The following is a 13,870-nucleotide window of genomic DNA, read 5'->3' as shown; positions in this document are numbered from 1 at the left end:
TCAGCCTGTGAGTGAGTCAGGGGCCGGCTCTCCGGAAGATCGCCGCCGCAAAAATGAAAACGCCGACCGGGCTGCGCTTCTGCGTATTATTGAAGTCTGGCGTCCTCATGCCGCACGCCTCGCCGTCGGTCTGGGTCTCTCCCTGCTCGCCGTTCTTGCCGGGCTGGCCCTGATGAGCAGCGCCGGGCTGCGGTTTGCCGGGGCGGCACTCGGCGTCGTGGTGGTCACGACGGCCTCTCTGCGCATTCTCGGTGTCAGTCGGGTCGGTCTGCGATACGGAGAGCGACTTTTCGCCCACGATGCGATGTTCCGGGCTCTTGCTACACTTCGTGTCTGGTTTTTCCGGTCCCTTGCCGAAGGGGCAGCCGCCGGTCTGGGATTTCGTAAGGCCGGTGATCTGCTTTCCCGCCTTGTGTCTGATGTGGAGGTGCTCGACGGGCTTTACCTCCGGATCCTTCTGCCGCTTGCCGGCGCCTGCATAACGTTCCCCGTTCTTCTGGTTGTTTTATCGACCGTAAACCCTTTGCTCGCAGTGCTTGTCGGTGTGCTGTTTGCTGCCTCAGCTTTTGTTGCTCCTCTCGCGGCGGCGCGCCTGAGCCGGAAAGAGGGCGGCGCTCTGAACAGGGCTCAGGCAAGGCTGCGTGTGGGCGTTCTCGATCTGGTCACTGGCATGCGTGAAATCAGGGCCTTCGGGGCCAGCAGACGCATGCTGGACCGGATCGCCCAGGACAATGATGCTTTGCTCAGACGGCAGGCCCAGCTTTCCTCCTTCCTGGCTTATGTCGGCGCCATGTCGCAGTTTTTTACGCAAGCCGCGATTTTTCTCGTGCTTGCCGCAATAGCCGGTGTGGGTTTTGCCCGCATTCCGGTGGTTCAGGGTATAGGGGCGCTGTTTCTCACACTGGCTGCTTTTGAGAGCGTATCAGGGCTTACGCGCGCCGGAATGCTGGCCGGTAATATGGGCGCTGCGGCACGTCGTGTTGTGGGTATTGCAGAAAAGCGAACGATCGCAACGAAGCCTGTAACTCAGGCCACCACGATGCCGGCTGATTTCGATATCCGTTTCGAAAATGTCGATTTTCGCTGGCAACCGGACCGGCCATTCGTGCTTCAGAATTTTTCTCTCGATATCCTGGCTGGTACAAGAATTGCGCTTCTCGGTTCATCCGGTGCCGGAAAATCCACGGTCGCCGCTTTGCTCCTGAAAGCTACGTTCCCTCAGAATGGCCGTATTACTCTGGGCGGTGTCGACATTGCGGCACTCCCGGACACATGGTTGCGCAGAAAAATCGCATGGCTGTCGCAGGCGACGCATCTGTTTGACGACACAATTCGGAACAACCTGCTTCTTGGGGCTCCGCAGGCGTCGGAAGATGCCCTCTGGCGTGCGCTTGATGAAGCCGCTGTCGGTGATTTTGTCAAAAGCCTGCCGGAACAACTTGATACATGGCTCGGAGAAGGAGGCGTCAAAGTCTCAGGCGGGCAGGGGAGGCGTATCGCCCTTGCGCGTACGCTTCTTTCGGATGCGCCCATTCTCGTTCTTGATGAGCCTGCGACGGGGCTTGATGCACAGACAGAACAGGAGTTTTTCAGAACACTGAATGCAGTCGCAAGCCATCGCACTGTCCTGCTGATCGCTCATCGTCTGACGGGCGTAGAAAAGCTGGACCGGATCTGGCGGATCGCAGGCGGCAGAGCCACTGCGGCGACCGCATAAAGTACTGGATCGAGCGTTTTCGGTGCTGAGTGTTTTGTTGACGTGGCGCGCTTGTGCAGGCACCAAAATATCCATGAATCTCTGCCTGTGATGTGAGCGGGCAAAGACAAGAATTTCATTTTCCGGAGTTTCCTATGCGCCGCCTGCTTCCTGCCGTTGGCCTTTGCTTCCTCGCCGGCTGTGCGACGGGTCCAGGCAGACAATATGTCGTATTTTTCGGGTCAGGTTCGACCGCACTCGACGATTCAGCCAGAAATGTCGTCTCCGAAGCCGCATCGTGGTCTGCGAAGAGACCAGGCATGACCGTCGAGGTCGAAGGTTATGCCCGAAGCGGAAAAGATTTGTCAGCTGATGAACTGCTGGCCATCGATCGTGCCAAAGTTGTGGCTCAGGAACTGATCGCTGACGGTGTTCCGGCTAACCGGATCGTGCAGAAGCCGCGGCCGCCCTCAAATGCCGACGGCGTGGTTGGCTCCCGCCGGGTCGAAATAGAACTTGTCTCGCCCTGACGTTTTCGTGCCAAATGTAGAATTTTCCGCAGAACCGGCTGTCACCGGGACAGCTGAAACACGGCCGGCCCGTGGCCGGGACCGGTTCGTCGGAATGACACCGCTCGAGGTTCTCGGTCGTGTTTTCGGCTTTCCGGCATTTCGCGGCTTACAGGAGCAGGCCGTCGACCGGGTAATGGCAGGCGAAGATACACTGGTTCTGATGCCAACCGGTGGCGGAAAAAGTGTCTGTTACCAGATTCCCGCCCTGTGCAGGCCGGGCATGGGGCTGGTTGTTTCACCACTTATCGCTTTGATGGACGATCAGGTCGCAGCGCTGAGGCAACTCGGGGTTAACGCTGCGGCCCTGCATTCTGAACTCGATGTCGACGAGGCGTCCCGGATAAGGGCGGAGCTCGGCGCGGGTCAGATCGACATTCTCTATGTGTCCCCGGAAAGACTGCTGTCCCCTGGCACTCTCGATCGTCTGTCGCGTCTGGCGATCTCCGTTATCGCGATTGATGAAGCGCATTGCATTTCTGCCTGGGGCCATGAATTCCGACCGGAATATCGGGCGCTTGAAAGCCTTTCGCAGCATTTTCCAGATGTTCCGCGCATTGCTCTGACGGCAACGGCGGATCCGCGGACGCGGGACGACATACTTACGGCGCTGGCAATGCGTCATGCCGCCGTGCTCTCGGCCAGCTTTCACCGGCCCAACCTGATTATTTCAGCCCGGCCAAAAGGCGGAGAGACAAAACAGGTCGCAGATGCTCTCAGCCGTCATAAAGACGAAGCCTGCATCGTCTATTGCGGTTCGCGGATTCGCACTGAACGGCTTGCCGCGTCCCTGCGTGAACGGGGCTGGCCTGCCTGTGCCTTCCACGCTGGGTTATCGCCAATTGAAAAACGGGCTGCACTGCTACGTTTCCGGTCTGGCGAGCCGATTGTCATGGTGGCGACTATCGCTTTCGGTATGGGAATCGATCGTCCGGATGTGCGGGCAGTGATTCATGTCGACATGCCGTCATCGCCGGAAGCATATTATCAGCAGATCGGCCGTGCCGGCAGGGACGGTCTGCCATCGGATGTCCTGCTTCTCTACGGAGGCGAAGACATGACCCGTGCCCGTTATTGGCTAGATCAGTCGGGCGCCCCTGACAGCGAGAAAAGGGTCATGCGATCACGGCTTGAAGCAATGATCGCGCTGACCGAGACGACGTCGTGCCGAACGCGGGCTCTCCTGGCCTGTTTCGGTGAGACGCTGCATGAACCGTGTGGTCATTGCGATAATTGCCGCAGTCCGGTGCCGACATTCGACGGCACCAGAGCGGCCCGTATGCTGCTTTCCGCGATTTACCGGACCGGACAGCGTTTCGGAGCGTTGTACGTCATCGGTATTCTGCGCGGTAAAATATCCGATGCCGCAACCAGAAACGGTCATGACCGGCTGTCAGTCTGGGGAATTGGAAAAGACCAGAGCGAAAATTTCTGGCGCGGAGTTCTTCGGCAGCTTATCGCCCGGGGAGCGTTGCTGATGGGAAACGAACACGGAGGGTTGATGCTCAATGAGCAGGTCGCGCGTCCTATTCTCCGTGGCGAAGAGGAGGTACGCCTTCGGGAAGATGCCGTCCAGGCGCAGACTGGCAACGCGCGGGGAGCGCAGGGAGGTTCCGTTGCGGAAGATCTTTCTCAGGATGCACGCGCCCGTTTTGATGCTCTCAGGCAATGGCGTCGCGATGAGGCACGGGAACAGGAAATCCCCCCCTATGTTATTTTCCACGACGCCACCTTGCGGGATATTGCTCTTGAATGTCCCGGCACGTTGGCCGAACTGGGGCGTATAAAAGGTGTCGGCGGCTCAAAGCTGGAGCGGTACGGCACGCCGGTCTTAAAGACTCTCGACGGTCTTCATTCCGCGGCATGAACAGCCCGGGCGCGATTACGGGGCTGCCCCGGCAGCGAGCGATCGCAGTGGCGGTTCGCAAGCATGGTTACATTGCGAATGACGATCTGGCCCGCATGTTTGACGTCGCCGTGCAGACCATCCGGCGTGATATCCGGGTTCTTGATGCGGCAGGTGAGGTCATCCGTCACCATGGCGGTGCCAGTGCTCCTTCATCTGTCGAGAATATCGCTTACGCGCAGAGACAGATTCTGAATCGTCGGGATAAGGACGCCATCGGGCGATGCGCCGCTGAGGCCATACCTGACGGTGCGTCCCTGTTCGTCAATATCGGTACCACCACCGAAGCGTTCGCCCGGTCTCTTTCCGGTCATCGTGGTCTTCAGGTGATCACGAACAATCTGCATGTGGCGTCCCTCCTTGCAGGCGGGGAGGAGTGTCGCGTTGTGGTAACGGGCGGAACCGTGCGGATGCGGGATGGTGGCATACTGGGGCCGGATTCGCTCGCCATGCTTAGTCAGTATCGCGCTGATTATGGTGTTATTGGAATCAGCGGCATCGACGAGGATGGTACACTTCTCGATTTCGATTCTGATGAAGTAAGGGCATCCGAACTGATACGGAACAATTCCCGTCAGGTCTTTCTTCTGGCGGACCACACGAAATTTGGCCGGCGACCCCTGGTCAGGGCAGGGAATATTGCTGACGTCAGTGCTTTTTTCACTGACCGGCGCCCGTCAGACACCATTTGCGACAGATTGTCGGCTGCCGGCGTGGCACTTCACGTTGCAGCACCTGATGTTCGGAAACGAACATAACGGATTTTAATGCAGAAATGACGGATCTCTCAGCCTCCGGCTGAATTATAGCCATTGTCAAAAGAGTCGATGTTCGGATACGAATTTCCTGAACGCCATTCGCGAACTTGAAACGGATCATACGATGACGGCAGCTTCCTCTGAGTCTTCTAAAATATTTGATCTGCTGATCGTAGGCGGTGGTGTAAACGGTACAGGCATTGCGCGTGACGCCGCCGGGCGTGGAGCGTCCGTCGTGCTTGTCGAACAGGATGATCTGGCAAGCTACACGTCGTCAGCCAGCACCAAACTCATCCATGGCGGACTGCGTTATCTGGAATATTATGAATTCCGCCTCGTCCGGGAAGCCCTGATCGAGCGCGATCGTCTGCTCGCAATCGCACCCCATATTATGTGGCCACTTCGCTTCGTGCTGCCTCATTCGGAAGGAATGCGGCCAGTCTGGATGCTGAAACTGGGTCTTTTTCTTTACGACCATCTCGCACCGAACATGAAACTGCCGAAATCGCGGGCTCTGGATCTGACCACGCATTCGTCCGGCAGACCGCTCCAGGACCGGTACAAAAAGGGGTTCGTCTATTCCGATGGCTGGGTTCAGGACAGCCGGCTTGTCGTGCTCAACGCCATGGATGCCGCAGCACGAGGTGCCGATATCCGCACGCGCCAGCGCCTTGTCGGCGCCCGTCGCGTTGACGGCATCTGGGAAGCGGAAATCGAGGATATGCATCGCACCGGGACGACAACGGTGCGGGCAAAAGCTCTCGTCAACGCGGCCGGTCCCTGGGTTGCGCGGCTTCTGGCTGATCAGCTTGCCGTGCCGAACTCAAAATCGGTGCGTCTGGTAAAAGGCAGTCATATCGTGGTGCCGCAGATTTTTGATGGCCCACAATGTTATATTTTCCAGAATCCCGACAAGCGTATCGTCTTTGCGATTCCGTATGAACAGCGCTTCACACTGATCGGCACGACGGATGTGGCCTGGGAGGAAGAGCCGGGTCTGGTTGAGATCTCACCGCAGGAAGTCAGCTATCTCTGTGAGAGTGTGAACCGGTATTTCAATAAATCGATCAGGCCATCCGATGCCGTCTGGAGTTACGCCGGCCTGCGACCCCTCTATGATGATGCGGCAGCCAATGCATCAGCCGTAACACGGGATTACGTCCTGGATCTGGATACAACGGGTGGCGCACCGCTCCTGTCCATTTTTGGCGGGAAAATCACGACATTCCGAAAACTGGCGGAGCATGCGCTGGAAAAGCTGGCGCCGGTGCTTCCGGCTGTCGCAGGGCACTCCTGGACGGCCGATGCGGCTCTGCCAGGCGGTGATCTCGGGACAGGCGGATTTGAACCCGCTCTGCAACGCTTCCGGGATGCAGCGCCGTTTCTGCCATTACAACTGGCATGGCGCCTGATGCGGTCCTATGGCATGCGTGCCTATGACATCGTCGGCAATGCAAAGGAACTCCGGGATCTCGGCGACGATCTCGGCCAGAGTATGACAACGCGTGAGGTGGATTATCTAATCGACAATGAATGGGCAAAAGCGCCGGAGGATGTCCTCTGGCGCCGAAGCAAGATCGGCCTTCATATGACGGAGGAAGAACGTCAGAAGGTAGCTGATTATATGCGTCAGAAGCTGGGCTGACATCCGGCTTCAATACGTGCGGTTCCTGTAAAAACAAAAACAAGAGCGGGACGACATGACAGAACGGAAAAAATTTCTCGGAGAACTCATCTCCGAATGCATAGCGGTCATCATCATCGTGCTTATGGGTGACTCATCCGCCGCAATGTTTTTTCTCTACGATCCGAGCCCCTATAAGACTGCCTACTGGGGGCTGTGTATCGTCTGGGGCCTTTCCGTAACCACTGCGATCTATGTGACAGGCGCGGTGTCCGGCACGCACGCTAACCCGGCGGTTACACTTTCTCTGGCGATTTTCAGAGGTTTTTCGTGGCGTAAGGTGCCTCTTTATATGGTCGCGCAGATTGCGGGCGGGGTGATCGGCGCTGCCGGAGTTTACGCGCTGTTCGCGCCGGTGATCGATCACTTTGCGGCCGTTCATCATATGGATCGTCTGCATGATGGTGCGGCAGCGGGTGTTTTCTTCACGCATCCCGGCGACTTCGTGACCCCGATGCATTCCTTCGTCGTGCAGATAATTCTGACCGGCCTGCTGCTGCTGGGTATTTTCGCAATAACCTGCGAATATAATACGATGGCGCCGCAGGCCAATTCCAGTGCTCTGATGATTGGCCTCCTCGTGGCGGGTATCGGCGCTTCGGCGGGTTTCCTTGATGGCTGGGCCATCAATCCCGCGCGAGATTTTGGTCCGCGTCTGTTCTGTTACTTCGCAGGGTGGGGAGGATCCGCCCTGCCATCTCCAGGTAATTACTGGTGGGTTCCGATCGCGGGCCCGCTTGTTGGCGGTGTCGCGGGTGCTGGTATTTACCAGGCGCTGATCCGTCCATTCATGCCGCCGCGCAACATTGCCGTTGCGCCGGTTTCTTCCATCGACCGGTCTGTGTGACAGGTAAGGAGCTGACGTCATGATCAAACAGGATCGTATCCTGGCCATCGACCAGGGAACCACGTCCACCCGAAGCATCGTATTTGACGCTACTGGCCAGGAAATCTCTCTCGCACGTCAGGAGTTTCCGCAGTATTACCCAAATCAGGGCTGGGTCGAACACGATCCTGAAGATATCTGGCGTGACGCGAAGACGACAGCTCAGGAAGCTGTTGAACGGTCGGGAGGCATTGACCGCATTGCGGCAATAGGGATTACCAACCAGCGTGAGACGATCGTCGTATGGGATCGCGCCACCGGGAAGCCGGTCCATAACGCTATTGTCTGGCAGGACCGCCGGACGACCCGACTTTGCAGCGAACTGAAGAAGGACGGCGTTGAAAAACTCGTCACAGAGCGGACCGGACTGCTGCTTGATCCATATTTTAGTGCCACCAAACTGGCATGGATACTAGATAACGTCGATGGAGCGCGTGGCCGTGCTGAAAAGGGCGAGCTTGCTTTCGGTACGATCGACTGTTTTCTGCTATGGCGCCTGACAGGTGGAAAGTCGCATGCCACCGATATCACCAATGCCTGTCGCACCCTGCTGTTTGATATTCACCGTCAGCAGTGGGACCCGGATCTGCTGAAGCTGTTCCGTATTCCTGAAGCGCTGCTTCCTGAGGTGAAGGACAACAGCGCGATTTTCGGTGAGACGACACCTGATCTGTTTGGCCGTGCTGTGCCTGTCGCAGGAATGGCCGGCGATCAGCAGTCTGCCGTAGTGGGTCAGGCCTGCTTCCAGCCTGGCACCGCAAAAGCGACCTATGGCACAGGATGCTTCGTTCTCCTGAACACCGGCGAGTCCCCGATCGTGTCACGTAACCGGATGCTGACGACAATCGCCTATCGTCTGAACGGTAAAACAGCCTACGCCCTTGAGGGATCTATTTTCGTAGCAGGTGCGGCGATCAAATGGCTGCGGGATGGCCTTCATCTGATTACACATGCCTCGCAGACTGATGACATGGCCACCCGCGTGCCGCACAGTCATGGCGTCTATATGGTGCCTGGCTTTGTGGGCCTTGGGGCGCCACACTGGGACCCGGACGCCCGCGGGCTCATTTGCGGGCTGACGCTGGATGCAACCGAAGCCCATATTGCCCGTGCCGCGCTTGAGTCCGTTGCGTATCAGACCCTGGATCTGGTGGCGGCGATGACGCAGGACGGTGGCGGAACGGCGAGTACGCTCAGGGTTGACGGCGGTATGTCCGCCAATGACTGGTTCTGCCAGTTTCTTGCGGACATGCTCCAGGCAAGGGTTGAGCGTCCGAAGCAGATTGAAACGACAGCGCTCGGTGCGGCCTATCTTGCCGGTCTCGGTGTCGGCATGTGGAACGGACTTGATGAAGTGGCCTCTGAGTGGGAGCGGGGAGCTCTCTTTGAGCCGAAGATGGACGGAACTCAGCGAAAGACGATGATTGATGGCTGGCACATGGCCGTACGTCGCGCGCTTACACAAAAATAACGGCTCTGGCAGGTGAGGATGCTTCGGGCGCGCATATTACGAAGCGCCTGACAGCATCCGTGCCACCGTGCCAGATTCCGTCTAAACGACTGAAGTCAGGCCATGCTTTCTGTCCATGAAACATTGACGCGCAATCCAGAACAGGGCCGGCCAGAGCATAAAGGAACCAAGCGCGACGGGCGTACCCTTGGCGATGGCTGAGGTGAGAATGGGTGCTATGGCTGCGCAGGCCAGCGCCTCACGCCCTTCCAGATCGGCGACGGGCCATATCAGCGCACAGGCCATGGCGAGAATGATGCAGTCATAGTCGGTCACGTAGAGTGATCCTGCAAGCATCGCAAAGATCAGCGTCGCCGCACGCCACCGGAATGCGTAGTGCGTTGTTGCTGTTTTTCGCCAGATCAGCACAACAAGTGAAGCGGCAATCAGGCTGGCTATTGCCTGCGCCGCGTAGGCAAGTGTCAGGCTGCCTCCGGCGTGACGCACAAAGACGAAAACAGACATCATACGATGCATGACGCCGCCGCCATTCTCAAGAATGATGCGGCGCAGGATTCCAACTCTTTCATGCCAGGCGTACCACGCTGTCGGGCCGTAAGCCGCGAGTGTGGCCAGAAACAGACATACGGCACCGACGATCATGCCGATTAATGCTTTCCATTCCCGCCCGCTCAGAAGCGCAATCGGGAAAAGCCATGCAAGCTGGGGTTTGATCATCAGCAGCGAGAAAACAAGGCCTGCGGCGAAGCAGCGGTGGCTTTGAAGCAGAAGCAGTCCCCAGCCGGTAATGGCCGCGATCCAGCAACCATTCTGGCCAGATATTGTGTTTACGTAGAGCGCCGGCCACGCAAGACTCAGAAGCAGCCAGTTTCCCGGCGTTACTTTCCGCAGACAGAGTGCGAAAGCCAGCCATCCGCCAACCTGCCAGACAAGCCACGCCGCCAGATAAGGCAGCAGGCCGAATGGCAGTGTGACCAGAGCCATGACCGGCGGGTAACTGTAATGGTAAAGGTTCATTTCATAGCCGACCAGACGGGTATGAAAATGATGGAATGCTGCAAAATCGTAGGTCGTCAGAATATGACCGTGCAGGGCGAGGTATGCCGCAGACCAGAAATTGATAAAATCCTCACCGAACGGATGTCCGATGCCGTCTGTCCATCCGAAGCGAAGCTCCATTGATAACATGATAAGACACACGGTGGGCCATAGTGCCAGCCAGACATACGCTGCGAATTTCAGCAGAGCAGGTTTCCGGGTAGTCGTTGCCGGTGGTGTGAGCAGATCGGAAATGAGTGAAGCCATGCAGGGAATATTAAAACTGAAAATAAAACAGAATCTTACCGGCGGTTGAAGCCTGCGCGCCATGAAGCGTCTCCCGGCAGCAATAGTGAGAAAATTGCTTTTTCTGCCATTCGACTCAGCAGCCTCTGTCCCACTTCGCATCCTGTCATGCTAACTGCATGGGCATGTCGCACGCTGATTTCGTCCACCTCAGGGTTCATTCGGCCTATTCCCTCAGTCAGGGTGCAATTCGCGTCCCGGAACTGGTTGCTCTCGCGAAAGGCATGGATATGCCGGCGGTCGCCATAACGGATACGGGAAATCTTTTTGGCGGCCTGGAATTCTCGCAATACTGTACCGGCAAGGGTGTCCAGCCCATCATCGGATCTCAGATCGGTCTCCCGCCACGTGACGATCATCCCGGCAGCCTGTCCGAGCCGATCGTGCTGCTGGCGCGCAATCAGGCGGGTCTTGCCAATCTCCAGTTTCTGTCTTCTGCGGGCTTTCTGGAGGGAGATACGACAGATCCATCCGTCAGTCTTGATCTGCTCTGCGAACGCACGGAAGGACTTTTCTGCCTGACAGGTGGAACCCGCGGTCCGCTCTATAATCTGCTGGCCGAAGGTCTCGAAGCCGAGGCGGAAAAATGGCTTGCCCGTCTGAAGGAAGCGTTTGGAGATTCCCTTGTCGTGGAACTCAATCGCCTTGGACTGCCGATCGAAGAAGCGGTTGAACCCGGAGTTATCGCTCTTGCGGACCGGCTGCGTCTGCCTCTCGTTGCGACGAATGAGTGCTTCTTTCCGCGACCCGAAATGCACGAGGCGCACGATGCCCTGATCTGTATCGCTCAGGGGCGTACGATGGCGGAGAAGGATCGCTGGAAAGTATCGCCTGAATGCTGGTTCAAGCCCCCTGCGATAATGCGGGAGCTGTTTGCCGATCTGCCGGACGCCTGTGATAACACGCTCGCAATCGCCAGAAGCTGCGCGGTGAAGGTGGAAACCCGCAAACCCCTGCTTCCTGTCTGCCCGAAAGTCCGCGAAGGCTCGAACGAGGATGAGACCGTTCGCGCCATGGCCCGGGAAGGACTGGAGCAGCGGCTCCAGGCCATGAATGCAGACGAGAATACCCGCCAGATATACTCGGAACGGCTCGAATTCGAGCTCGATATCATTTCAGGGATGGGGTTTCCCGGTTACTTCCTGATCGTCGCCGATTTTATCCAGTGGGCTAAAGCGCACGATATCCCGGTCGGTCCCGGACGTGGTTCGGGCGCCGGATCGCTGGCCGCCTACGCCCTGACCATCACTGACATTGATCCGATTCCATTCAATCTGCTGTTCGAACGATTCCTGAATCCGGAACGCGTCTCGATGCCGGATTTCGATATTGATTTCTGCCAGGATCGCCGGGATGAAGTCATCTCTTACGTCCGTCGTGAATACGGTGCCGACCGGGTCGCGCAGATCATCACTTTCGGAAAGCTTCAGGCCCGCGCCGCCGTGCGCGATGTCGGCCGGGTGCTGGGGCTGCCCTACGGTATGGTTAACCGTGTCGCCGAACTGATTCCGAACAATCCGGCAAAGCCGGTCACGCTCAGGCAGGCGATTGAAAGCGAACCGAAGCTCCAGGAAATGCGGGACAGCGACGAAGCGTTGCGCCGCCTCATGGAAATTGGCCAGCAGCTTGAAGGACTTTACCGCCACGCCTCCACTCATGCCGCCGGCGTGGTGATCGGTGACCGCCAGCTCGTCGATCTGGTGCCGCTCTACCGTGATCCGAAGAGCGACATGCTCGTCACCCAGTTCAATATGAAATACGTCGAGCAGGCCGGGCTTGTTAAATTCGATTTTCTTGGCCTGACCACGCTGACGATCCTGCAGCGTGGAGTACGCTTTCTGGAAGGTCTCGGTGTCGAGGTCGATCTTGCCAGAATTCCGCTCAACGATCCGACAACTTATGAAATGCTCGCCCGGGGCGACACAGCCGGCGTATTCCAGTTCGAAGGAGCGGGCATGCGTGACGTGCTCAGGCAGATGCGCCCGACCCGGCTCGAGGACCTGATCGCTGCCGTCGCGCTCTATCGCCCCGGTCCGATGGCCAATATCCCCGATTATTGCCGCAGGAAACACGGCGAGGTATGGGCGCCGCCCCACGAGGAAATTCGCGATATTCTGGAAGAGACCTATGGAATCATGGTCTACCAGGAACAGGTGATGCAGATCGCGCAGAAAATGGCCGGTTACAGCCTCGGTGCTGCTGATCTGCTGCGTCGTGCGATGGGTAAGAAAATCCGCGCTGAGATGGACAAGCAGCGGGAAATTTTCACTGAAGGTGCGACAAAACGGGGTATTCCGAAGGACAAAGCTGTCGAGGTGTTCGACCTCATGGCGAGGTTCGCTGATTACGGCTTCAATAAATCACATGCAGCCGCCTACGCTCTGGTGTCCTATCAGACCGCCTGGATGAAGGCGAACTACCCTGTCGCATTTCTTGCCGGCTGCATGTCGCTTGCGCGTGAACGGACCGAAAAACTCGCAGCATTGCGTCAGGAAGCGGAGCGTCTTGGAATTTCCGTAATGCCGCCTGATATCAACCGGTCCGGAGCCGATTTCCGGGTTGAAAAACAGGACGATGGCACTCTCGGAATTCGCTATGCACTTGCCGCGGTAAAAAAAGTTGGTTTCGCCGCGATGCAAAGCCTGGAGGATGCGCGGGGCACTGTCCCGTTTCGTAATCTTGCCGATTTCGCGGCGCGGGTTGAGCCAAAGCAGCTCAACAAAATGCAGCTGGAAAATCTGGCCAGAGCAGGCGCCTTCGACTCGCTTGAACCCAATCGGGCGCGTGTGTTCGGCTCAGTTGAAACAATCCTGCGCAGTGCGCAGACGCGTGCCCAGGAAGCGGCAAGCGGGCAGGCCGGTCTGTTCGGAGATGCGTCCGAACCGGAGCCCCTGCGCCTCTCACAGGACTCTGACTGGCCCGAGTTCGAAAAGCTTTCTTATGAGGCTGATGCAATCGGCTTTCATATGACGGCTCACCCGCTGGATTCTTACAGCACAGTGCTCAGACGTCTTGGTGTCGTTCCGATGTCACGCCTTCTGACTTCAGCCGAAGGCGGCATTACACGGGTAAAGATCGCTGGCTGCGTGGTGGACAGGAAGGAGCGCCCGACGCGAAGCGGCAGCAAAATGGCGTGGGTGAGGCTCTCCGACGCCACTGGCAGCTGTGAAATTACCTTGTTTTCGGAGGTTCTCAGCCGTGTCCGCGAGCTTCTCGTGGCAGGCCGGGCCGTTCTGGCGACCGCTGATCTCAGGCTGGAAGGCGAGGCGTTGCGGATAACAGCGACGGATGTCGAACAACTGGAGGATGTTGCCGCTCAGACGGGAGGAGAAATGAGGATATGGCTCGACAGCATTGATGCCGTGAACGGTATTCAGGCGATTCTGTCGCAACATCACGGCGGGCGCGGCAGAATCGTGCTGCTCCCGAGCGTTGCGGAGACACAGGAGGTTGAGGTGCGTCTCCGGGGTGGGTATCGGATCAGTCCAGTGGTCGGGCAGTCACTCAAAACGGTCACAGGCGTAACGCGTATAGACACTGTGTGATGCAACTTTTA

General features: G+C 57.7%; 9 protein-coding genes. 8 read left to right on the top strand and 1 reads right to left on the bottom strand.

All coding sequences use genetic code 11. The annotated features are described in order from the left end of the window. The first annotated feature begins 7 nt into the window (after positions 1-7). The 7 genes from cydC (at position 8) to glpK (ending at position 8,970) form a co-directional block, all read left to right on the top strand. Positions 8-1,717 (top strand): thiol reductant ABC exporter subunit CydC, encoded by a 1,710-nt coding sequence (gene cydC, locus GOB93_RS12210; RefSeq protein ID WP_173583779.1) that lies wholly within the window; start codon positions 8-10, stop codon positions 1,715-1,717. 134 nt (positions 1,718-1,851) lie between these two features. Next, positions 1,852-2,226 (top strand): OmpA family protein, encoded by a 375-nt coding sequence (locus tag GOB93_RS12205; protein WP_173583778.1) that lies wholly within the window; start codon positions 1,852-1,854, stop codon positions 2,224-2,226. Positions 2,227-2,320: 94 nt separating this feature from the next. Continuing rightward, a complete protein-coding gene (gene recQ / locus GOB93_RS12200) occupies positions 2,321-4,132 on the top strand; it encodes a DNA helicase RecQ (RefSeq protein ID WP_173583777.1) in 1,812 nt (603 codons plus the stop codon). 14 nt (positions 4,133-4,146) lie between these two features. Beyond that, entirely contained in the window at positions 4,147-4,929 is a 783-nt protein-coding gene (locus GOB93_RS12195) for a DeoR/GlpR family DNA-binding transcription regulator (protein WP_408742396.1), read from the top strand. 124 nt (positions 4,930-5,053) lie between these two features. Continuing rightward, positions 5,054-6,574, top strand: coding sequence for a glycerol-3-phosphate dehydrogenase (gene glpD, locus GOB93_RS12190; RefSeq protein ID WP_173583775.1), 1,521 nt, complete (start codon positions 5,054-5,056; stop codon positions 6,572-6,574). A 55-nt stretch (positions 6,575-6,629) separates the two neighbouring features. Next, positions 6,630-7,460 (top strand): MIP/aquaporin family protein, encoded by an 831-nt coding sequence (locus GOB93_RS12185; protein ID WP_173583774.1) that lies wholly within the window; start codon positions 6,630-6,632, stop codon positions 7,458-7,460. Positions 7,461-7,479: 19 nt separating this feature from the next. Beyond that, positions 7,480-8,970, top strand: coding sequence for a glycerol kinase GlpK (gene glpK / locus GOB93_RS12180; RefSeq protein ID WP_173583773.1), 1,491 nt, complete (start codon positions 7,480-7,482; stop codon positions 8,968-8,970). A gap of 81 nt (positions 8,971-9,051) precedes the next feature. Here the strand turns inward: glpK and GOB93_RS12175 are convergent, their stop codons facing one another. Continuing rightward, complete coding sequence (locus GOB93_RS12175) at positions 9,052-10,275, bottom strand: glycosyltransferase family 87 protein (RefSeq protein WP_173583772.1); 1,224 nt, start codon at positions 10,273-10,275, stop codon at positions 9,052-9,054. 164 nt (positions 10,276-10,439) lie between these two features. Here GOB93_RS12175 and dnaE point away from each other — a divergent pair, with 164 nt between their 5' ends. Continuing rightward, a complete protein-coding gene (dnaE, locus tag GOB93_RS12170) occupies positions 10,440-13,859 on the top strand; it encodes a DNA polymerase III subunit alpha (protein ID WP_173583771.1) in 3,420 nt (1,139 codons plus the stop codon). The last annotated feature ends 11 nt before the right edge of the window (positions 13,860-13,870 follow it).

It is taken from the genome of Acetobacter musti (assembly GCF_011516835.1).
Lineage (GTDB): Bacteria > Pseudomonadota > Alphaproteobacteria > Acetobacterales > Acetobacteraceae > Acetobacter > Acetobacter musti.
The sequence above is the reverse complement of the archived record's forward strand: the minus strand, read 5'-3'. Positions and strand labels throughout refer to the sequence as shown.